19 protein-coding genes are annotated in these 21,905 nt (G+C 37.8%); 6 read left to right on the top strand and 13 right to left on the bottom strand.

Annotated elements, in window-relative coordinates:
• Positions 1–3 precede the first annotated feature (3 nt).
• From dnaE to NE363_RS10785, 4 genes are all read right to left on the bottom strand, one after another.
• Complete coding sequence (gene dnaE, locus NE363_RS10800) at positions 4–3,567, bottom strand: DNA polymerase III subunit alpha (RefSeq protein ID WP_004702195.1); 3,564 nt, start codon at positions 3,565–3,567, stop codon at positions 4–6.
• A gap of 213 nt (positions 3,568–3,780) precedes the next feature.
• Entirely contained in the window at positions 3,781–4,848 is a 1,068-nt protein-coding gene (locus NE363_RS10795; RefSeq protein ID WP_049065923.1) for a type II asparaginase, read from the bottom strand.
• Between the two features lie 684 nt (positions 4,849–5,532).
• Positions 5,533–6,840 (bottom strand): dicarboxylate/amino acid:cation symporter, encoded by a 1,308-nt coding sequence (locus NE363_RS10790; RefSeq protein ID WP_445535013.1) that lies wholly within the window; start codon positions 6,838–6,840, stop codon positions 5,533–5,535.
• 466 nt (positions 6,841–7,306) lie between these two features.
• Entirely contained in the window at positions 7,307–8,737 is a 1,431-nt protein-coding gene (locus NE363_RS10785) for a pyridoxal phosphate-dependent aminotransferase (RefSeq protein ID WP_004702188.1), read from the bottom strand.
• Between the two features lie 239 nt (positions 8,738–8,976).
• Between NE363_RS10785 and msrB the strand changes: the two genes are divergently transcribed.
• From msrB to NE363_RS10765, 4 genes are all read left to right on the top strand, one after another.
• Complete coding sequence (gene msrB / locus NE363_RS10780; RefSeq protein ID WP_004702186.1) at positions 8,977–9,396, top strand: peptide-methionine (R)-S-oxide reductase MsrB; 420 nt, start codon at positions 8,977–8,979, stop codon at positions 9,394–9,396.
• Positions 9,393–9,878: a glutathione peroxidase gene (locus NE363_RS10775; protein WP_004702185.1), complete on the top strand. Its 486-nt coding sequence runs from the start codon at positions 9,393–9,395 to the stop codon at positions 9,876–9,878. Before msrB ends, NE363_RS10775 begins: the two co-directional genes overlap by 4 nt.
• Positions 9,878–10,723, top strand: a complete 846-nt coding sequence (locus NE363_RS10770) for a helix-turn-helix transcriptional regulator (protein WP_143221065.1) — start codon at positions 9,878–9,880, stop codon at positions 10,721–10,723. The genes NE363_RS10775 and NE363_RS10770 overlap by 1 nt, the downstream gene beginning before the upstream one ends.
• 64 nt (positions 10,724–10,787) lie before the next feature.
• A complete protein-coding gene (locus tag NE363_RS10765) occupies positions 10,788–11,420 on the top strand; it encodes a LysE family translocator (RefSeq protein ID WP_445535012.1) in 633 nt (210 codons plus the stop codon).
• A gap of 60 nt (positions 11,421–11,480) precedes the next feature.
• Here the strand turns inward: NE363_RS10765 and dapC are convergent, their stop codons facing one another.
• From dapC to NE363_RS10735, 6 genes are all read right to left on the bottom strand, one after another.
• Complete coding sequence (gene dapC / locus NE363_RS10760; RefSeq protein ID WP_025469151.1) at positions 11,481–12,650, bottom strand: succinyldiaminopimelate transaminase; 1,170 nt, start codon at positions 12,648–12,650, stop codon at positions 11,481–11,483.
• Between the two features lie 25 nt (positions 12,651–12,675).
• Entirely contained in the window at positions 12,676–15,339 is a 2,664-nt protein-coding gene (gene glnD, locus NE363_RS10755) for a [protein-PII] uridylyltransferase (protein WP_445535011.1), read from the bottom strand.
• A gap of 27 nt (positions 15,340–15,366) precedes the next feature.
• Positions 15,367–16,584: a formate-dependent phosphoribosylglycinamide formyltransferase gene (gene purT, locus NE363_RS10750; protein ID WP_077168466.1), complete on the bottom strand. Its 1,218-nt coding sequence runs from the start codon at positions 16,582–16,584 to the stop codon at positions 15,367–15,369.
• Positions 16,585–16,686: 102 nt separating this feature from the next.
• Positions 16,687–17,076 (bottom strand): tautomerase family protein, encoded by a 390-nt coding sequence (locus tag NE363_RS10745; protein ID WP_077168467.1) that lies wholly within the window; start codon positions 17,074–17,076, stop codon positions 16,687–16,689.
• 129 nt (positions 17,077–17,205) lie between these two features.
• The gene (gene ygaH, locus NE363_RS10740) at positions 17,206–17,547 is read right to left on the bottom strand and encodes an L-valine transporter subunit YgaH (protein WP_004702171.1); all 342 of its coding nucleotides are present in this window, start codon (positions 17,545–17,547) and stop codon (positions 17,206–17,208) included.
• 1 nt (position 17,548) lies between these two features.
• On the bottom strand, positions 17,549–18,271 hold the full coding sequence (locus NE363_RS10735) for an AzlC family ABC transporter permease (protein WP_445536382.1): 723 nt from the start codon (positions 18,269–18,271) through the stop codon (positions 17,549–17,551).
• Positions 18,272–18,390: 119 nt separating this feature from the next.
• On the opposite strand from NE363_RS10735, the gene NE363_RS10730 reads away from it, so the two are divergent.
• A complete protein-coding gene (locus NE363_RS10730) occupies positions 18,391–18,858 on the top strand; it encodes a hypothetical protein (RefSeq protein WP_004702159.1) in 468 nt (155 codons plus the stop codon).
• A gap of 62 nt (positions 18,859–18,920) precedes the next feature.
• On the opposite strand, the gene NE363_RS10725 is transcribed toward NE363_RS10730, so the two are convergent.
• The gene (locus tag NE363_RS10725) at positions 18,921–19,217 is read right to left on the bottom strand and encodes a hypothetical protein (protein ID WP_004702158.1); all 297 of its coding nucleotides are present in this window, start codon (positions 19,215–19,217) and stop codon (positions 18,921–18,923) included.
• A gap of 171 nt (positions 19,218–19,388) precedes the next feature.
• Complete coding sequence (locus NE363_RS10720; RefSeq protein ID WP_348888017.1) at positions 19,389–20,096, bottom strand: Crp/Fnr family transcriptional regulator; 708 nt, start codon at positions 20,094–20,096, stop codon at positions 19,389–19,391.
• Positions 20,097–20,187: 91 nt separating this feature from the next.
• Between NE363_RS10720 and NE363_RS10715 the strand changes: the two genes are divergently transcribed.
• Positions 20,188–20,709, top strand: a complete 522-nt coding sequence (locus tag NE363_RS10715; RefSeq protein ID WP_445535010.1) for an Mpo1 family 2-hydroxy fatty acid dioxygenase — start codon at positions 20,188–20,190, stop codon at positions 20,707–20,709.
• A 43-nt stretch (positions 20,710–20,752) separates the two neighbouring features.
• Here NE363_RS10715 and ychF read toward each other — a convergent pair whose 3' ends face one another.
• Entirely contained in the window at positions 20,753–21,844 is a 1,092-nt protein-coding gene (gene ychF, locus NE363_RS10710; protein WP_004642544.1) for a redox-regulated ATPase YchF, read from the bottom strand.
• Between the last annotated feature and the right edge of the window lie 61 nt (positions 21,845–21,905).

The raw sequence follows: 21,905 nt of genomic DNA, 5'->3' as shown, positions 1-21,905 counted from the left end.
AAATTACGAATATTGAGAAACTTCGCTTTGGTATGAATCCAATGCATCATCAATAGTCATGTCCACAGGAGGTGAGGCAACAGGTTGCGGACGAACAGGGTCTGCTGCTTTAGCTGCCTTAGATTTTACCTGATATTCAACATGAATATTATCTTTACCAAAGTAATCTCTTAGCTTGGCTAGAAGTTCATCTAAAGGAGCGACTTTCCATTGTGGGCCAAGTTGAAGCTCGGCCTGAGCATATGGTTGGTCAAGGTGTAAATTTAGTGCAATATGCTGATGCATATCAACATTGCAATAAGGCAATAAGATATTTTGTAGATCTTTTGCCAAACTTGGTTGCATTAAATCATTGGTTAACTTGATTTGAATGCTATTGGCACGTTTTTGTCTAATTTCATTTAAGTTAAAGGCTTTGTTTAAACGGCCCATTGGACGATCAAAGCCTTCACGCTCATAAATCTCGCCTTCAAAGACAACTACATGTTCAACTTGTATGATATCTTTAAAGCGTTGGAAGCGTTCATGATTACAACTGACTTCAATACGTGCTGTACCATCGTCGAGCACAATAACCACGCGATTTGGAAAGTTGGCTACATCCAGAACCAGACCCGCATAAACAGTTGTTACACCACGACGAGTCGCAGTAATTTCATTAAGTTTTGCTGGAATAAAGGCTTTGAGTTCTTGACGGTAAACATCAATAGGGTGACCTGTTAAATACAAACCAAGCGTATCTTTTTCGCCTTTAAGACGAACTTCATCACTCCATGGTTTAACTGGCTTAGCGGGTTTACGCTGAACTTCTTCAACTTCACCAAATAAGTCCATAATCCCGCTTTCACGGTTACTACGTGCTTGTTCGGCTGCTTGTACTGCTTCTGGCAGTTGAGCCATTAAACTAGAACGTTCAATACCTAAACAATCTAGTGCACCAGCACGGATAAGCGCTTCTAAGGTTCGTTTATTGATTTTTTTCAAATCAATACGGTGGCAGAAGTCGAATAGGTCTGTATAAGGCCCTTGCTGACGGCGTGAGTCAATAACAGACTGCATTGCCTGTTCACCAACACCTTTAATTGCACCTAAACCATAAACGATGGTTTTATCATCACTGGCATGGAAATGATAAGTCGACATGTTAACTGACGGAGGTAAAACTTCGAGTCCATTATTTCGACAGTCATCAATTAAAAATACGACGCTGTCAGTGTTCTGCATTTCCGATGACATTACTGCTGCCATAAATTCGGCAGGGTAATGAGCTTTTAACCATGCTGTATGGTATGCAACAAGAGCATAAGCAGCCGCGTGTGATTTGTTGAAACCATAGCCCGCGAACTTTTCCATATAGTCAAAGATATGGTTGGCGGTGCTTTCATCAATGCCTTTTTGTCCAGCACCTTCAAGGAAGATTTGGCGTTGTTTCACCATTTCTTCAGGTTTCTTTTTACCCATTGCACGGCGAAGTAAGTCAGCGCCACCGAGCGTATAACCCGCACAAATCTGTGCAGTTTGCATTACCTGTTCCTGATAAACCATAATCCCGTAGGTTGGCTCTAATACGCCTTCAAGCAAAGGATGAAGATATTCAAAATCCCCACCATGCATACGATGAATAAAGTCAGGAATCAGATCCATTGGGCCCGGACGATACAAAGATACGAACGCAATAATTTCTTCGAATTTGCTTGGTCGTGCCTCTTTAAGCATTCGTTTCATGCCGACGGATTCAAACTGGAATACCGCTGTTGTATTTGCATCAGCAAACACAGAATATGCTTTAGCGTCGTCGAGTGGGACGTGAGATATGTTTAGAGGGTCATTGCTATCGCGATTTTTATTAATATTTTGAATAGCATCTTCAATAACGGTTAAGTTACGTAAACCCAAGAAGTCAAATTTTACCAGACCTGCAGCTTCTACATCGTCTTTATCGTATTGTGCAACACGGCTGGTTCCGTCTTCATCACATAGTACAGCCGAGAAATCGGTAATCTTACCGGGTGCAATAACAACACCACCGGCATGTTTACCAGTATTTCGAGTGATACCTTCAAGTTTTAATGCCATTTCCCAGATTTCACTGGCATCATCATTATCTGGGTTAGATGGGTTAGTGACGATATCTTTAAGCTGAGGTTCCATCTCAATAGCAGTTGCTAAATCTACACCAAGTGGCTTAGTCGGCACCATTTTTGAAATACGATCAGCTAAACCGTAAGATTTACCTAAAACACGCGCAACGTCACGAATCGCACCTTTTGCAGCCATTGTACCGAAAGTTGCAATTTGCGAAACTGCTTCACGACCATAGGTACGTGATACATAGTCGATAACACGGTCACGACCTGCAATACAGAAATCGACGTCAAAGTCGGGCATCGATACACGTTCTGGGTTTAAGAAACGTTCGAAGAGCAAGTCATAACGAAGTGGGTCAAGGTCAGTAATTTTTAAGCTATATGCTACTAATGAACCTGCACCTGAACCACGGCCAGGCCCAACAGGAACGCCATTATTTTTAGCCCACTGAATGAAGTCCATTACGATCAAGAAGTAGCCAGGGAATCCCATCTTAAGGATAATTCCAACTTCATAATCAATTCGTTCATCATAAGGTTTACGAATTTCTGGCCAGTCTTCGCCACGTTTTTCAACAGGATACAGATAATCTAAGCGTTCTTCTAAACCTACTTTTGACAAGTGCTCAAAGTAAGTGTCGATGGTAAATCCATCTGGAATTGGGTAATCAGGTAAAAAGTAGGTGCCAAGTTGTAGGCTAACATTACAGCGTTTTGCAATATTGTAGGTGTTTTCGATAGCACTTGGGATATCAGAAAACAATTCGATCATTTCATCGGAAGTTTTAAAATGCTGTTCAGGACTATATAAGCGTGGACGACGATCATCTGCTAATACATAACCATCAGCAATACAAACACGTGCTTCATGTGCCTCAAAATCTTCTTTTTCTACAAAGTGCACATCATTATGCGCCACTACACCAACATTATATTTGGCAGCAAGTTTTGCTGCTTCTTGAATAAAGTCTTCTTCACCAGGACGATCAGTACGTGTTAAAGCAAGATAAACACGATTACCAAACTTTTCAATCCACTCTTCAAGTAAAGGTTCAGCTTTTTGTGGGTTAGATGAGCAAAGCATTTGACCAACATCACTATGTTGACCTAGCAGAACAATAATATCTTGATGCTGTTCAAGTACCCATTCTTTTTGTACACAAGGGATACTGAGTTGTTGACCTTCAATAAAACCGCGTGAAACGATTTCGGTCAGGCTTTTCCAGCCAACATTACTCATTGCAAGTAAAGTTACACGATGCTGAGCATCATTAAGACGTATGGTACTACCTAAAATAGGTTTAATACCTTTTTTAAGGCAAGAGTTATAAAACTTTACGGCAGCGTGAAGGTTAGATAAGTCTGTAAGAGCCAGTGCAGGCATTTCATCCTTTACAGCAGCCTTGACCAAGTCGGGTATGCGAACAATCGACTCTGTAATCGAAAATTCTGTATAAATACCGAGATGAACAAACTGCATAAACCAATCCTTAATACGACCGCAGCATAGTTTAGCATGCAAAGTTCAAAGGAAATGCTTAATATTTTGGCAAACTGTTTAGGATTTTAGTATTTAAGCAAATGTTTAGAATATTAAAATGAAAGATTGATCAAAGATTTTAGTTATTTTATCGAGTGAAAATACAAGAAAATAAAAGAACCAGCCCAAACGGATTTGGACTGGTTGAAAAACTTAGTACTGCCAGAACATACGTTGAATTTCTTTAGCATCATTCGTCTTAGTAAGAGCTAAAGCTGCAAGAAGACGTGCTTTTTGTGGGTTTAAGTCATGAGCAGCTACCCAACCATATTTATCGTCAGGTTGTTCAGCATTACGTAATACGAAACCTTGTGGTACACGTGATGAACGGATAATTTGAATACCGTCTTTATCATGAAGTTTTTGTAAAGTTGGAACGATATAGTTCGCAACAGAACCGTTACCTGTACCTGCATGGATAATCGCTTTAGCGCCAGCTTTTGCATATGCTTCATAAGCATCAGGAAGCATAGAGTCTGAACCGTAAACGATTTGTACCATTGGAAGTGCATCACCTTTAATATTTTCAATATTAAATTCTGAAGCATTTGTAAAACGTTTAACAGACTGTCTGAACCAGTATGGTTTACCTTCAACTAATGTACCTAAAGCGCCCCATTGGCTAACAAAAGCATTTGTATGAATGTTAATGCCTTTAGTTACATCACGTGCAGCAAAAATAGAGTCGTTCATAAGAACCATAACGCCTTTATTTTTTGCTTCGTCAGAAGCTGCTAAAGCAACTGCGCTATAAAGGTTAAGTGGTCCATCTGCTGAAAGTGCAGTTGAAGGTCGCATTGAACCAACAACAACGATTGGTTTGTCAGTATGAACAACAAGATTTAAGAAAAATGCTGTTTCTTCTAAAGTATCTGTACCGTGAGTGATTACGACACCATTCACAGATGGCTTCTTAACAAGTTCATTTACTTGACGAGCAATTTGTAATAATTCCTTGTCAGTAATACTTTCAGAAGCGATCTGTAATGCTTGAATACCGCTTACATTTGCCAAATCTTTGATTTGTGGAACTGCATTGATTAGAGCATCAACTGGAACTTTTGCTGCTGTGTAAGTTGCACTATTTGCTGAGCTTGCGCCAGCACCAGCGATTGTACCGCCCGTAGCAACGACAACAACATTGTTTTTTGCGTAAAGAGGGAGAGAGCAGGCCAATAAGCCCATAGCTAAACCGAAAGATTTAACAGTTTTAGTCAACATCGAAAATATCCTTATGAAGTGACGAAGTAGAAGTTTGCCGAATACGCCTGCTTGTCCTAAGCAAAATACATACCATATAAAACATATTCGTAACTTGTCTGAATAAAAAGCATCCCTGAATATCATTTTGTTTCGACAACAATCATTTAGTCATTGCTTTTATTCAGTGCTAATAAATATCATGAAAAAAATAAAAAATCTATTAAGTTTTTCTAATTTATCTCTATTTTTTTAATTTTTATATAAAGAATACAAATGAAATTTTTGATGATATAAAAATAGGAAATAATAGAATAATTCAAAGACTTATTTAACAAATGATAATTTTATGTTGTTGTTTTTTATTGATAACTTTAATTGTTTTAATGGTATTGAAAGTTATATAGGCAAACTCAATAATAAATTCAGTTGTTTAATGAAAATAATGAATTTAAAAGTGTATTAAAAAATAAGCATTTGATCTGTGTTTTTTAAAAAATAAAATTTGATTGATTGGTTTGTATTCTATTTTTAAGGTTTGCTCTTAATAAATTTAATAGTGATTGGAATCTAATTTTTCTACCTTTATTTAATATAAAAATACTCGTAAGTTTCTACTGTTAAATTTTAGAGCAAAAAAAAGAGCAATTTTATAAGGTCATATAAAATTGCTCTGAAATTGGGAGAGTGGGAGAAAATATAGACTTAAGCAGTCGTTTGTTCTTGAGTCGATTTAATTAATACTGTCTCTGGTAATTCTTCAGTATCTGCTACTTTTTCACCTTCAAGTTTAGCCACTACAGCTGTTGCAATACTATTACCGACTACATTTGTTGCAGTACGGCCCATATCAAGGAATTGGTCAATTCCGAGCAGTAATAAAATGCCGGCTTCAGGTAAATGGAACATGGTTAGTGTTGCAGAAATTACGACAATAGAAGCTCTTGAAACACCAGCAATACCCTTACTTGTCACCATAAGAGTCAACAAAATCAAGATTTGTTGAGTAAAGCTAAGGTCAATATGGTAGGCCTGTGCAATAAAGAGTACTGCAAAGGTGGTGTACATCATTGAACCATCTAGGTTAAATGAATAACCCAAAGGTAAAACGAAGCTTGTCACTTTCTTTGGTACACCAAATTTATTTAGGGCATCCATAACTTTTGGATAAGCTGATTCGCTCGAAGCTGTAGCAAAAGCAAGGGTTACAGGTTCACGAATTAATTTGCCTAAACGGAAGATATCCTTTTTGAGTACGATTGCACCTACCGAGAATAAAATAACCCAGAGTAATAAAAGGCCGAAGTAGAACTCTGCAATTAAAATACCGTAGTCAACAATTAAGCCTAAGCCTTGTACAGTAATTGCAGATGCAATTGCTGCAAAAACTGCGACAGGTGCAAATTTCATGACGTAATCAGTGATACGGAACATGATTTTGCTAAGTTCTTCGGTCAAGCGAATAATAACCGAGTCTTGTTCTTTGCCTTGATTAACAAAAGCTAAAGCTGAGCCAAAGAAAATCGCAAAAACAAGTACTTGTAAAATGTCATTATTAGCCATCGCCTCAGCAATACTGCGCGGGAATACATGGCTTATAAATGACTGTAGTGTAAAGCCAGTAGTCGCTGGGAGAGTGGCGCTACTGAGTTCTTGAGCTGTCGGTAATACTAAATTTAGTGCTGCGCCAGGTTGGAAAAAATTGGCTAAGCCCATACCGATGGCTAGTGAGACAAAGGAAGCAGTAATGAACCAAGTCATTGACTTGAGTGTAATGCTACCAATTGAAGTCGATTTACCCATTGAAACAATGCCAGAAACAATTGTGGCAAATACCAATGGAGCAATAATCATTTTGATAAGACGTAAAAATATATCTGTGATGATATTAAAATAAGAAGCGATTTGCTTCAGTTGATCACCTTCATTAAAGAAGTGGTGACAGATCCAACCCGTCAATACTCCGAGTAAAATGGCAACCACAATATACTTGAGCAATTTCTTTTGCTTCATATGAACCTCTATCCTTTGGGTTCAATCATCTTTTAGATGGGCTAGAGATGATTGAAAAGCTTTCCTTGTAAGTTCAGTTCGATCCTTTGACTGATTTCATCTTCCTAAATCTGCATCAGTGTTAACCGAATCGAATATGATGATGTTGTTATGGAAAGGGATTGTTGCTCTATTTTGAAGCAGTGTGAAATGCAAAAAAATATCAACTCATGCATTTTTTGCATAACAGCTAAAATGGAAAATGAGGAAAATTATAATAATTTAATCGAATGGTAAAAAATATGAGTTTATTTTTAATTGGAAACTAATATAAATTAAATTTATTAAAAATTAATGAAAATCAAAATATTGTGTCGGTTTTTAATGATATTTAAATTGGGTCTTAAGTATTTTTAAATATATGTATGGATCATATAAAAAAGAAAAAGGCATCTAATTTAAGATGCCTTTTTGATTATGCATTTTTTTAACGGCGATTGGCTAAGAAACGACCTAAACGACCAATTGCTTCACGTAATTCATTTTCTGCTGGTAAGAAAACAACACGGAAATGGTCTGGAGTTGGCCAGTTAAAGCCTGTTCCTTGCACTAAAAGTACTTTTTCGGCACGAAGTAAATCTAACATTAACTTTTCATCGTCTTCGATTGGGTAAATATTAGGATCAAGTCGTGGGAAGCAATACATTGCACCTTCTGGTTTAACACAGCTTACACCTGGGATTTCATTTAACATTTCCCAAGCGATATTACGCTGTTCATAGAGGCGGCCACCCGGACGGATTAAGTCATTAATAGACTGATAACCACCAAGCGCAGTTTGGATTGCATATTGAGCTTGTACGTTTGCGCATAGACGCATAGACGCCAACATATCTAAGCCTTCAATATAATCTGCTGCACGGCTTTTATCACCTGTAATTGCCATCCATCCTGAACGGAAACCCGCAATACGATAAGCTTTTGATAAACCATTGAATGAAATACATAGCTGATCGCCAGCTAATGAAGCCACTGAAACGTGCTCAATTCCGTCATAAACAATTTTGTCGTAAATTTCATCAGCAAATAGAATGAGATCGTATTTTTTTGCAAGTGCCACAATTTGTTCAAGCACGTGGCGCGGATATACTGAACCAGTTGGATTATTTGGGTTAATAATCACAATACCACGTGTATTTGAAGTAATTTTACTTTCAATGTCAGCAATATCTGGATACCAGCTATTTTCTTCATCGCATTTATAGTGAATGGCAGTACCGCCCGAAAGATTAACGGCTGCTGTCCAAAGTGGATAATCTGGCATTGGAATTAGCATTTCATCGCCATCATCAAGTAAGCCTTGCATCGCCATGACAATCAGTTCAGATACGCCGTTGCCAATATACACGTCATTTACGTGCATATTTAGGATGCCTTTTTGTTGGTAATATTGGCAGATCGCTTTACGTGCTGGAAAGATACCTTTCGAATCAACATAGCCAATTGCATTTGGTAGGTTTAAAGCAACGTCATTAATAATTTCTTGTGGTGCTTCAAAACCAAATGGAGCAGGGTTGCCGATATTTAGCTTAATGATTTTATGTCCTTGCTCTTCCATTTCATTGGCGGCTCGTAATACAGGCCCGCGAATGTCATAGCAAACATGCTCAAGCTTCGATGATTTCTTAATTTCCCGAGAAGTTGGCATGGATTGGAGAGTAGCAGTATTTTTAGACATAGCTGGATTCACTTTTGCATATCGGTATAAATAACTTTTAAATGTTTTAACTGTTACCAAATTTAGATCATGTTGATCTTTTAGTAGTTCAACAATTCTTTCGTGGGTAAAACCCGATTGCTGATACTGTTTGATAACTGGTAATAGTTGCTGGAAAAGCACACTTTTTTTCTGAGACATGTTTTGTCCTATACAACCGTGCCAAACAAGAATAGCACCATCTTTGCTTCCTTGGAAGGAAATAAAACATAATTTTGCTTACTTTTGTTTTTTAATTTGCTTACTTTTTGCTTTCTATTACTTAGATGATTAAATTCCAACAAATTTTACGTTCAGAGACTAGTGTTTTTTTGACGAATGGCGTAAATATAAAACACGATTATCAATTTATGTTTACATCAGAATAAAAGGTGCATGTCATGGGAAAAGTTAATAAAACAGACCGGGAATGGCAAAGAGAGTTATCACCAGAAGAATATCGGATAACACGACAAAAGGGCACTGAACCAGCTTTTACGGGGCAATACTGGAACACTAAGCAACATGGTACCTATGTTTGTCGTTGCTGTGGCGCTGAATTGTTCTCGTCAGATGCAAAATACGATAGCGGTTGCGGCTGGCCAAGTTTCTTTCGTCCAGTCAATGGAACGGTCATTGAAGAACATGAAGATTTAACGCATGGTATGGTCAGAACAGAAATTGTTTGTCATGATTGCGAAGCTCATCTTGGGCATGTTTTTGAAGATGGACCACAGCCGACAGGTTTGCGCTATTGTGTGAACTCGGCATCATTACAACTTAAAACACAAGAAAAAAATGACGAGGAAACTTATCCATGAGTAACATTTATCAGTTTGAAGCTGAATTGTTAGAAGGTGATATTAAGCAATTTGCTGATTACAAAGGTAAAGTTTTATTAATTGTAAATACCGCCAGTAAATGTGGTTTTACTCCACAGTTTGCTGGCCTCGAAAAACTTTATGAAAAATATAAAGATCAAGGTTTAGAAGTTTTAGGTTTTCCCTGCAACCAGTTTGGTGGGCAAGATCCAGGAAATAATAAAGAGATTGGGGCTTTCTGCCAGCGAAACTATGGGGTTAAGTTCCCTATGTTTGCGAAAGTCGATGTAAAAGGGCCTGAAGCGCATGTAATTTTTAGATATTTAACACGTGAAGCTAAAGGGATTTTAGGCAGTAGTACGATTAAATGGAACTTTACCAAGTTTCTGGTCGGTAAAGATGGTTCAGTTTTGAATCGTTATGCACCTACGACTAAACCTGAAGCTTTAGAAGCTGATATTGAAAAAGCATTAGCAGGCTAATTAATTTAATGAATGCTATTCCTCAAACTTTCGAGTTTTGGCAAGATCGGCGAATGCCCTATGTTGAAACTCGAAAGTCGTGTCGTAGCCGGACATGTTATAAGTCTCATAGCCATCCAACATTTTCAATTGGTGCGGTAGACGAGGGGAATAGCATTTTTCAAAGTTCTTTTGGCACTGCTCAAGAGATCTCGACGGGTACTTTAGTTATTGTACCTGCCCATATTGAACATTCTTGTAACCCTAAGCCAAATGAGGCTTGGAGTTATCAAATGTTGCATCTGGATATAATGTGGTTAAGTCAGTTGTATTCTGAATTTCAACAGCAAGGCTTTGATTTGCATCTACCTCAACATAAGCCTCTCATTATAAGGGATGAAACTTTCTATAAAGCTTTTACTGAAATGAATGATGCGCTTTTTGATGAACAAAAGCTAATTCTTGAAAAGGAACAATCACTTGTTGATTGTCTTATGGGCTTGTTGTTGCCGCATTTTATTTTAGAAGAAATACAAAAACCGCAGTACTTATATAAAGATTTTCTAGATTTAGTTGAGGCTGTTACTTCTTCTGAGAGTTTTATTTCCCTTGAAGAACTTGCACAGCAGGTTGGCCTGAGTCGTTATGCAATCATTCGGCTATTTAAAGCAAATGTCGGTCTAACTCCACATGCATTTCAAATTAATTTAAAGATTAACCAAGCTCGAGAACTCCTTAAACAGGGGATTTCACTCGCAGAGTTGGCTGTTAATTTAGGCTTTAGTGATCAAAGTCATTTTCATAAAGCATTTAAAGCCCATACAGGAGTTACTCCTCGACAGTTTCAACTTGCAGTCGCGCAATAATTTACAAGAAATAATAAGTTCCTATTTTTAAGATTTTCCATACTGTTTTATAGATGAAGCTGTTATGGACGTTTTTTTAGTTATTGCATTTACTCATTTTTTAGCACTGTTATCACCAGGACCAGATTTCTTTCTTATTCTCACGAGCCTTTTGCAAAAAGGACGCCATTATACTTATGGAGTTGTTTTAGGAATCACTTTAGGGAATGCATTAATTTTAGTCGTGTGTTTGTTTGGTTTTATGTTGCTTGGAGATTTGAGTAGTGGCCTCCTTACACTTTTTAAATGGCTTGGTGCGGCATATTTGGCATATTTGAGTTTTCTTTGCTTTAACTCTGCTAGATCAAGTGATTTATCATTCTCGACTGAAGAAAACAATTTATTTGATCAAGCCAATATTAAGCAGAACAAAATTAAAAGTTTAATGTTAGGTGTGCAGTCTAGTCTTCTAAATCCAAAAAATATTATGTTTTATAGTAGTTTGATGCTGCTTATTCAATATAAGTTCAGTTTAATTCAAAAATTGCTCATGAGTACATGGATGGTTGGTGTTGTTCTTGTTTGGAATATTTTGCTGGTTGGATTACTTGCTCAGGGGTGGGTTTTAGAAAAAATCAAGCGCTCTGCGACAGGTTTATATTATTGTTCTAGTGTTGCTTTTATTATTTTTGCTGTGCTTTTGATTACATATAAATAGTGTATAGCCCAGTTGTATAGTCTTAATCGTTAAAAGACTATACAACTGGTAAGAAGAGACTTAAAGAATCGCTTTTAAGCGTTTAACTACTTCCTCACATTGTGCTAAATCTGCCACTAAAGCCATGCGTACATGGTTAGCTCCTGGGTTGCCTTGCTCAGTATCACGAGATAAATAGCGACCCGGTAAAACTTTAATGTGTGCTTTTTCCATCAGCATTTTGGCAAAATTTTCATCATTATCTACTTTTAACCAGTAGTAAAAACCAGCATCAGGTTTTTGTAATGGTAACAAATGGCCTAGCTCAGATTGGAATAAGTCAAATTTTGCACGATACTGCTTACGGTTTTCTTCAACATGGTCTTCATCATTCCATGCTGCAATTGAAGCAAGCTGGTGTTGTACTGGCATTGCTGCACCGTGATAGGTACGATATTGCAAATATGGTTTTAATAAATCAGCATCACCAGCTACAAAACCTGAGCGTAGACCCGGTAAGTTAGAACGCTTTGAAAGTGAGTGGAATACGATACAGTTTTTGTAGTCATCTCGTCCAAGTTCAGCACAAACTTCTAATAAACCTGTAGGCGCTTGGTCGAACCAAAGTTCTGAGTAGCATTCATCAGAAGCAATCACAAAATTATATTGATCTGATAAAGCAATCAGCTTTTTAAATTGCTCTTTAGAAAGCACCGTACCTGTTGGATTACCCGGAGTACATACAAAAAGAAGGGCTGTCTTTTCCCACACTTCGGCTGGCACAGCATCAAAATCGCCTAAGTAACCGTTTTCTTCTGTGCAATTAATGAAATATGGCTTTGCACCTGCAAGTAACGCTGCACCTTCATAAATTTGATAAAACGGGTTAGGCATTACCACATATGGTGCATCTTCACGATTAATCAAAGCTTGAACAAAAGAGAAAATCCCTTCACGCGTACCAGACACTGGCAAAATGTGGTTTTCAGCACTAATGCTGTTAAGTTTAAAACGCTGAGTTAACCAGTTTGCAATGCTTTGGCGAAGTTCAGGTAAACCTTTGCTGTTTGGATAAGTTGATAGATGGTTGAAGTTATCAATAATAGCCTGTTTAACAAACTCTGGTGCTGGGTGCTTAGGTTCACCAATTGATAGAGGAATCAATGGGAGATTAGCAGGAGTAGTATCCTTAAAAAGCTGGTTTAACTTTTCAAACGGATACGGATGTAATAACGACAAGCTAGAGTTCATTAAACAGTTACCAAGTAGTTGAGTTTCAGTGCTGACAAATTTGATTAGATGCTTCATCTAATGCAGCTTTCAGTTTTTCCGAGAAGAGTTTGACCTCTTCATGATTTAGCGGTTTTCCATCTTTTTTGGTGACAAAGAAAATATCTTCTGCACGTTCACCTAAAGTTGCGATTCGAGCTGAATGGATGTCTAAACCTTGCATCATAAATAAACCACCTACACGTGCAAGTAGGCCAGGATGGTCAAGTGTTGAAATTTCGACCATGTTCTGCTGTAAAGCTTCATTTAATGTTACGTCGACTGTATTTTCAATATCAAAGTGACGCAATTGACGCGGGATACGGCGTTGCATGAGTCCCGGATATTGATCTGGTTGGCTAAGTGCCTTCACTAATGCAGTTTTAACGGTTTCTTCACGTTCAGGATCAGTCAGCAATGTACCAAAACGATCAAGTACAACATAGGTATCTAAACTAAATGCGGTAATTGCTGTGATAATTTTTGCATCTTGAACGTCTAAATTCATGCGATCTAACACTGCAACTGTAGTCGCAAACAGGTTTGGCTGATCACGTGTATAAATAAAGATTTGAACGGCATCTTGGGCAGCTTTACGATGAGCACGTAAAAGTACTAATGGTTCAGGATTATCACCGTGTTTTAAAATTGCTTGTGTATGCCATGCAATTTCATCGGCAGATTCTTTAATGAAGTATTCATCACCAAGTTCTTGCCATACCTTTTCGACATCTGCCAATGCGAAGTTATTTACCAGTAATTCACTTGCTGCAAATTTGGTATCTTCAATCAGCATTTGGTAGTCAACAGGGCGACCTAAGCCAGTACGAATTACATCACGAGCATGCGTATAAAGTTGACGCATGAGGGATGCACGCCATGTGTTCCAAAGTTTTGGATTTGTCGCATTAATATCCGCCACCGTTAAAGTGTACAGATAATCGAGATGTTCCATATCGCCAAGTTTTTCTGCAAAATCTTTTACCACATCAGGATCAGAAATATCTTTTTTCTGCGCTGTCAAAGACATGAGTAAATGGTTTTGAATAAGCCATGCGATTAATTTACATTCACGCTCTGTAAATCCGTGTGCACGGCCAAACTCAATCGCATCTTCAGCACCAAGTTCACTATGGTCACCACCACGACCTTTGGCGATGTCATGGAATAATGCCGCTATAAAGACGATATCTTGGCGAGCAAGACGCTGAAAAACTGAACTGACCACAGGGAACTCTTTAGCGAATTCAGGTTCTCTAAATCGGTTTAAGTTACGCAGTAATAATAACGTGTGGGCATCGACTGTATAGATATGGAACAGGTCATATTGCATAAGCCCCATAATTTGCCCAAAAGCAGGAATATAGTTTCCTAAAACACCATAACGCTTCATCGCAACCAATGTATCGTATAGGCGATATGGTGAGCGAATAATTGACATAAACAGCGCTTGGTTTTCTGGGTTATTACGGTAACTTTGGTTAATTCTTTTCGCCGCAAGAATCAGTAAACGCAAAGTACGAGCACGAATACCCTCGATATCTGGTCGATTCGCTAAAATATAGAACAACTCTAGAATAGCGCTCGGATGTTCTGCAAATATTTTATGATGTTGTACGGCAAGTTTGTTATCGACAATTTTAAAATGATCATTAATCACTTCAATTTTGCGTTCGTAGTTGGGGAGTCGAGGTGTGATGACCGACTCACTAAAATACGCGAGTAACATTTCATTGAGTGTCGAAACCTGTTGTGCAGTACGGTAGTAGCGCTTCATGAACTGCTCAACACCATAATTTACAGGTTGGCCTTCTTGACGCACATATCCAAACTTTGCGGCAATTTCCCTTTGGTGGTCAAAGAGTAGACGGTTTTCATCACGTTTGGCTAAGCGGTGCAAATGGTGACGAATTTCCCAAAGGAAACTTTCAGCTTCTTCTAGAACGGCTAATTCAAATTCTGAAATGAATCCTAAATGTACTAAATCATAGATACGGTTTACGCGGAAATGACGTTTAGCAATCCAACCGATCTGATTAATATCACGAATACCACCCGGAGCATTTTTTATATCAGGCTCTAAGTTACTTTCTGTGTTGTTATGTTGATGGTAGCGCTTGGCTTGTTCTGCCATTTTCGCGTCATAAAAGGTTTTATCTGTCCAAGTCTGAGAGACGATACGACGAGGCCATTTTGCAAGCTGAGTATTACCGGTAATTAAACGGGCTTCAATGAGTGTGGTTGCAACCGTTAAATCAGTAGCGGCCTGCTCAACACAGCTTTGAATAGTTCGAACACTAATACCAGGTTTAAAGTTTCCGACATCCCATAATGAAGAAATAAAGGTAGAAATTCGCTTTTCGTTTTCTTCAGTAATTTCATGTTCTGACAAAATCATGATATCGACGTCGGAATAGGGCAACATTTCACGGCGTCCATAACCACCTACAGCGAAAAGGCCTAGACCTGTCCGATCCAGTTCAGCATGTTTCCATAAAAAGATCAGCGCTTCATCAACTAAATCTGAACGTGCTTTAATGATGTCACGAATAGATTGCCCATTTTCATATGAATCCTGCAACTGCTTTTCTACATCCGTTCGCCATTGATTAATGGCTTTAATATCATGATGACTTGAGACGTAGTTCAACAGTGGCGATGTATTGATCATGAAAATGGGTCTACCAATAAATAAAAATTAAGAGTTTGTTTGAACGATTACTTGATCAGCGGTTTCTTTCGCTAAAGTACGGGCAAGATCAGTATTTTCAGCACGAGCAGTTGCAACACCCATGCGACGTCGTTTGAAGCCTTCTGGTTTACCAAACAAACGCAAGTCTGTGTCTGGATGAGCTAAAGCTACATTCAGATTGCTATAACTTAAATTGTTGGCATCTACTCCAGCATAAATTACGGCACTTGCAGCGACACTGTGGCGTGCTGTGTTTACAGGTAAACCTAAGATTGCACGTGCATGTAATTCAAATTCACTTTGATACTGAGATGCTAAAGTCACAAGACCAGTATCGTGTGGGCGAGGTGAGACTTCACTGAACCAAACTTTGTCACCTTTAATAAATAGTTCTACACCAAAAATACCACAGCCACCAAGTGCTGTTGTCACTTTATTTGCAATACGTTTTGCTTCTTCAAGGGCTGCAGGAGTCATGGGTTGAGGCTGCCAGCTTTCTACATAATCGCCTGCATCTTGACGGTGACCAATCGGGTCACAGTAGTGAGTTTCAATTTCACCAGTTTCAGGGTTTTTAGCACGTACCGTGAGTAACGTAATTTCAAAATCAAAATCAATTTGAGATTCAATAATGACTGTGCCTTGGTTAACGCGGCCACCTTGCATCGCATATTCCCAAGCCGCATCAACTTCATCAAAACTTTTTACACGAGACTGGCCTTTGCCAGAAGAAGACATGACTGGTTTTACAAAATTAGGATAACCAATGTCATCACAAGCAGCGCGGAAACTTTCTAAAGAGTCAGCAAAGCGATAAGCGGAAGTAGGCAAACCAAGCTCTTCAGCCGCAAGACGGCGAATACCTTCACGGTTCATGGTCAGGTTTACTGCTTTAGCAGAAGGAATGACAGTAGCGGTTTGATTTGCTTCAATTTCAAGCAAAACCTCGGTTGCAATTGCTTCAATTTCTGGAACAATTAAATTCGGTTTAACTTTTTCAATGAGTTGTTTTAATTGAGTTGGATCAGCCATGTTTAACACATAAGAAAAATGTGCAACTTGCATAGCTGGTGCGTGATCATAACGGTCGGCTGCATGTACTTCAACACCAAGGCGTTGTAAGGAAATTACAACTTCTTTACCAAGCTCTCCTGAACCTAACAATAAAACTTTAAATGCAGAAGATTGAAGTGGGGTACCGAGTGTCACGCTCATGCGAATCATCCTGACAAAATTATTTTTTTAAGCATAGCAGAACTTATGGTGGAGTTAAGCCTTATCACACATAAAAAAATGAATTTTGTCAGACAATGATGCAGATAATTTTTAAACGTTAACCTGATAGTTTAGACGCATTTCATCTGCGTTTTGACCACGGATACCCCAATTCTCTTTAGGTGTTTCAAAAATAGTGATTTCAATATCTTGTGGGGCAATTTTGCAGTACTGTTCAATATTACGAAATAAAGTTTGAATAAGTCTTTTCTTCGCTTCAGTACTTCTGCCAGCAAACATTGAAAGTTCAATAATGATGTAGTGTTGGCTTCGATCTGAAGGATAGATAAAGTTTTCCGGTTTTAGACTCATAAAGCGTTGAAATCTTTTCTCGACAGGATATTTCAACTCTTCAATAAGAGCCTGATGAATAGCATGAGAAAGCAATTCTCGATACTGCATGATGGTTTGTTCATTTGCATAAATTTTAACTTGTGACATTTTTATCTCTAATCGCTAGATGGTGTTATCTTTTAATAAATTTAAAAAATGAGTTTTTCATGCTAGAAGCTATTACTATTAATCACTTCTAGCCTTTATATATTATATAAGGATGATCAGTTTATCTATTTATAAAGGTAAATATGTGTAGATCAAACCATAAACGAGTGCAGCAGTTAAAGTCGCTGGAACAATTTTCTTAAATTTAAAATAAAGAGCTGCTAAAACTATAAAACCCATAAACATTGCGAAGCTCTTGTTGGGAGTTTCAAGTAAAGGGGGGAGAGTTGCAACTACAAGCATAGCGCTAATCGCAGAGATACCAATACTCCCTAAAGCAATTTTTATCCAGACAGAGCCGCGTTTTTGATGAGTACCTTGTAGTTTTTGTATAACGAAGAACGGGCCAAAACGTGAAGCAAAATTGGCAATACCGACAATAATGCCGACCAATATAATTTCTAAGTTCATATTAGGCTTCAACCTCTTCATGCTGTTTCAGCACATAGTGTTTAAATAAACCAGCTAAAATGCCTGAAAAAATACCAATAAAAATAGCTGCTGATAAGTTAATCCAATAACATGCCAAGGCTGAAACGACCAAAGATACTGCAACGACTAAAGTATGTTTGCGCTCAAAAGCTGCGAGCAAAAAGCTTAAAAATAAAGCGGGTAGTAAAAAGTCTAAAGCTGCTTGTAAAAATTTTGGAAGATGGGCGACTTGATCTGCAAATAAGCCACCTAACAATGAACCAGTTGCCCAAGACATCCAGCTGAACAGACTTAAGCCTAACATCCAAGATTCAGACCACTGCTGTTTACGTTGCGAAAGTTGAATCATTCCACTGGCAAAAACTTCATCTGTAAGCCCCCAAGCCCAAACAGCCGTCTTTTTTAGATTTAATTTATTGGGAATTAAGTTATACAGTGCTGGACCATAGAGTACATGGCGAATATCTAGTGCAATGACTGTTAGCGCCGTTAACCAAATAGATGAACCACTAGCCAAAAGCGCAACCACAAGAAATTGGCTTGCACCAGCATACATTGAACAAGAAAGAAAAAATGCTTCCCAAGGACTGAAACCAAATTGAGATGCAGAAACGCCAAAGGTAAAAGAAACAGGTAAATAGGTGAGTACGATGGCTTGGCTATCTTTGGCACCTTGCCAAAAAGTTGCTTTTTGAGCAGCCATCTGTTGTTGATTCGACACGATACACCTTGGCTGTAAAACAATTATAAAAACTTGAAAGATTGAGTATTGTAGCCGAATTTAATAGCATAGTGCCGAAATGTTTAATTCGGCAGTTTGATATGTTCAAATCAAAGACTCATTTAGTTTATATCGCCATCCTGAGTGCAAGCGCATTTATATTGCAGGGTTGTGATGATGGACATAACCCAGATAAAAAAGTTGAAATTAAACCAGCGCCGAAATTAACTAATGATGCAACGGTCTATGCGAAAAAGGCATGGACATTAATTAACTCTGTTGACCCTTTAGTTTATGGAAAACAGCTTAATCAGATAAATGATAAGGTTCGCAAACCATTACGTCAGCTGAGTACGGACTGGCGTATTAACGTAAAAATGACAGATTCGGTAACTGAAGGAAAATATGCACTTTGTCGAAAAGCCTTAACTAGTCTAGATGTATGGGCACGAGAAACACTGGAAAATGAAAAAACAGTTGCTCAAAAACAAACAGACTACGAACGTGATAAACAGCAGTGTAAGGAAGCAATTGATAACCCAAATTTAGGAAATACATCTCCGAAATAATGGTAATAATAAAAAAAGCGAGATTTGGAATCTCGCTTTTTTAACACATAAATTAATATTAATTATGGTTTCTTAGCTGTGTTTGCAGTTTTTACAGCATCTTGTTTCATTTGATGAGTAGCTTGATTTGCTTCTTGTTTAGCGTTAGTCGCGCTAGTCATAGCAGCATGTTTCTTCTCATTCATATCTTTCTTAGCTTCTTTTTTAGCAGTCGTTTTGCCGCTCATAGCAACACATTTGCCACCTTTATGATGTGGTCCAGTTCCTCCTTGGAGTTGAGTTCCTTTTGGACATGCAAATGCCGAAACACTTAACATTGCCAATACGCCAGCTGTAAGAATTGTTGATAATTTTTTCATGTTAATCAGCGCCTTGTTGAGTATTATTGCTCAGTTCGAGTGTAAGATGAAAAATTCTGTTTTGGAATATTTATTTTGTGAAATAGAGTTTGAACAATGTTTAATTTTGCAGTGTTATCTAATTTTTTAATTTAATTTTAAGTTTTTATTATATAGATTTTTTTAATCTATTTAACTAGTAGATTTTGCGATTAAATTTAACTTTTCTATGTCTAAAATTTCAATTTTTCTGAACGCAATTTTAATAATATTCTGCTTTTCTAATAAGTTTAACTCATGATTAACAGTCTGTCTTGAGGTAGTGAGCATATTTGCTAATTGTTCTTGAGAAATATGAATTTGTCTTTCTTGTATAAGAATGTGATTACCATAACCTTCCAAAATAAACAAAAGACGTTGAGCAAGTCTTTGAGAAATACTGCGTGTTTGTATAGCAATCTGTTCTAAAAAAACATATCTGAGTTTTTGACTGGTTAAACGGGCAAAGTAGTACCAATAATATGGATTGTCTTTGAGTAATTCATTTAATGGTTTGGCAGGAATATGTAGAACGGTACTTTTTTTCAAGGCAATGGCATCATGTGAACGCGGTTCATGGTCAATCAGGGATATTTCACCAAACCACATAATTGGCTCAGCAATTGCAGAAAGGGCTTCATTACCATTTACATCGACATAACCCAAGCTAATTGAGCCTTCAAGCACAGTATAAATGCCATCAAACACATCTTGAGTGCGGAACACATAACTATTTTTTTCAAAAGTAATTTGCTTACCATGTTCTAAAATAAAATTTTGGAATGCTTCTGGAAGCACACTAAACCATGTATTTTCTTTAAGTCGATTAATATAAATAAGATCCAATATCAGTCCATCCATGAAAAAATCATTACTTTGTCAAATAGCTGACAACTTTAAATTTTCCGTATTTGTACAGTATGACTATATGTAGATGAATAGGGAATTACTCATGACAAATCTGGAGCAACAGCTTAGCAAATATGCGGCTTATCATTTAAACCATCAAAATATTTTGACGCATTTTGTTGGTATTCCACTTATTGTATTTTCAATTTTATGTTTAACAGCGAGAGTTGGGATCGATATAAGTAGTTTCAAACTGACTTTCGATATGGTGTTGATTGCAGTTAGTACGATCTATTACTTCATTTTAGATAAAGTATTTGGTTTACTCATGCTGATTATTTTAGTTGCTGTGTATCCATTGGCAAGCCAAATTGCCGAGCTTTCTTTAGGACAATGGTTAGCGGCAAGTATTGGTTTCTTTGTAGTGGGTTGGGTCTTTCAGTTTGTTGGACATTATTTCGAAAAGAAAAAACCTGCCTTTGTTGATGATGTGATTGGACTCGCGATAGGGCCGTTATTTGTATTGGCAGAATTTATATTTATGCTGGGTTTTAGAAAGCCTTTGCATGAGCGTATTTTACAAGAGGCGCGCAGTAAACGAGAGACGATGGATTTAAGTCATTAACAATAAAAAAGCCCCAATATATTGGGGCTTTTTTAGCTTTAACTTAAACGTTAAAACGGAAGTGCATTACATCGCCGTCTTGAACAACGTAAGTTTTACCTTCTAAACGCCATTTACCAGCTTCTTTAGCGCCGTTTTCACCGTTGTATTGTACAAAGTCATCGTATGCAACAACTTCAGCACGGATAAAGCCTTTTTCGAAGTCGGTATGAATCACACCAGCTGCTTGAGGAGCGGTTGCACCAACTTTTACTGTCCAAGCACGTACTTCTTGTACACCAGCAGTGAAGTAAGTTTGTAAACCTAAAAGCGCATAACCGGCACGAATAACCACGTTTAAGCCTGGTTCTTCCATACCCATTGCTTCTAAGAATTCAGCACGATCTTCATCTTCTAATAATGAAATTTCAGCTTCAATCTGGTTGCAAAGAGGAACAACGATAGCGTTTTCTTCAGCCGCAAGTTTTTTAACTGCGTCTAAGTGTGGGTTGTTTTCAAAACCATCTTCTGCAACGTTTGCAATATACATGGTTGGTTTTAAAGTCATTAAACCAAAACCACGAACTAATTTACGCTCGTCATCAGATAAATCAGCTGCACGAGCTGGTTTACCTTCGTCAAGTAAAGGTTGGATTTTTTCTAAAACTGCTTTAGTTGCTACAGCTTCTTTGTCACCGCCTTTAGCAACTTTAGTTAAACGTAAAATTGCTTTGGCAACAGTTTCAAGATCGGCAAGCGCAAGTTCAGTATTGATGGTTGCGATGTCGTCTAATGGATCAATTTTACCATTTACGTGAATTACGTTTTCATCTTCGAAACAACGTACAACATGAGCAATCGCATCAGTTTCACGGATGTTAGCAAGGAACTGGTTACCCAAGCCTTCACCTTTTGATGCACCAGCAACAAGACCTGCAATGTCCACAAATTCCATTGTAGTTGGCAAAATACGCTGTGGTTTAACAATCGCAGCAAGTTTGTCTAAACGTGGATCTGGTACAGGAACAATACCTGTGTTTGGTTCAATGGTACAGAAAGGGAAGTTTTCCGCTGCAATCGCTGCTTTCGTTAATGCATTGAAAAGGGTAGATTTCCCTACGTTTGGCAGACCAACAATACCGCAATTAAAACCCATGAAAACCACTCACAAATGTGTAAATTAAAAATTGTCGCTGATTTTACATGAAAGCCATGAC

Source organism: Acinetobacter sp. G18, assembly GCF_052660225.1.
The sequence above is the reverse complement of the archived record's forward strand: the minus strand, read 5'-3'. Positions and strand labels throughout refer to the sequence as shown.

Coding starts and splice junctions, on each gene's coding strand:
- dnaE (WP_004702195.1), bottom strand. CDS start 3,567: ATGCAGTTTGTTCATCTCGGTATTTATACAGAATTTTCGATTACAGAG.
- NE363_RS10795 (WP_049065923.1), bottom strand. CDS start 4,848: ATGTTGACTAAAACTGTTAAATCTTTCGGTTTAGCTATGGGCTTATTG.
- NE363_RS10790 (WP_445535013.1), bottom strand. CDS start 6,840: ATGAAGCAAAAGAAATTGCTCAAGTATATTGTGGTTGCCATTTTACTC.
- NE363_RS10785 (WP_004702188.1), bottom strand. CDS start 8,737: ATGTCTCAGAAAAAAAGTGTGCTTTTCCAGCAACTATTACCAGTTATC.
- msrB (WP_004702186.1), top strand. CDS start 8,977: ATGGGAAAAGTTAATAAAACAGACCGGGAATGGCAAAGAGAGTTATCA.
- NE363_RS10775 (WP_004702185.1), top strand. CDS start 9,393: ATGAGTAACATTTATCAGTTTGAAGCTGAATTGTTAGAAGGTGATATT.
- NE363_RS10765 (WP_445535012.1), top strand. CDS start 10,788: ATGGACGTTTTTTTAGTTATTGCATTTACTCATTTTTTAGCACTGTTA.
- dapC (WP_025469151.1), bottom strand. CDS start 12,650: ATGAACTCTAGCTTGTCGTTATTACATCCGTATCCGTTTGAAAAGTTA.
- glnD (WP_445535011.1), bottom strand. CDS start 15,339: ATGATCAATACATCGCCACTGTTGAACTACGTCTCAAGTCATCATGAT.
- purT (WP_077168466.1), bottom strand. CDS start 16,584: ATGATTCGCATGAGCGTGACACTCGGTACCCCACTTCAATCTTCTGCA.
- NE363_RS10745 (WP_077168467.1), bottom strand. CDS start 17,076: ATGTCACAAGTTAAAATTTATGCAAATGAACAAACCATCATGCAGTAT.
- ygaH (WP_004702171.1), bottom strand. CDS start 17,547: ATGAACTTAGAAATTATATTGGTCGGCATTATTGTCGGTATTGCCAAT.
- NE363_RS10735 (WP_445536382.1), bottom strand. CDS start 18,271: ATGGCTGCTCAAAAAGCAACTTTTTGGCAAGGTGCCAAAGATAGCCAA.
- NE363_RS10730 (WP_004702159.1), top strand. CDS start 18,391: ATGTTCAAATCAAAGACTCATTTAGTTTATATCGCCATCCTGAGTGCA.
- NE363_RS10725 (WP_004702158.1), bottom strand. CDS start 19,217: ATGAAAAAATTATCAACAATTCTTACAGCTGGCGTATTGGCAATGTTA.
- NE363_RS10720 (WP_348888017.1), bottom strand. CDS start 20,096: ATGGATGGACTGATATTGGATCTTATTTATATTAATCGACTTAAAGAA.
- NE363_RS10715 (WP_445535010.1), top strand. CDS start 20,188: ATGACAAATCTGGAGCAACAGCTTAGCAAATATGCGGCTTATCATTTA.
- ychF (WP_004642544.1), bottom strand. CDS start 21,844: ATGGGTTTTAATTGCGGTATTGTTGGTCTGCCAAACGTAGGGAAATCT.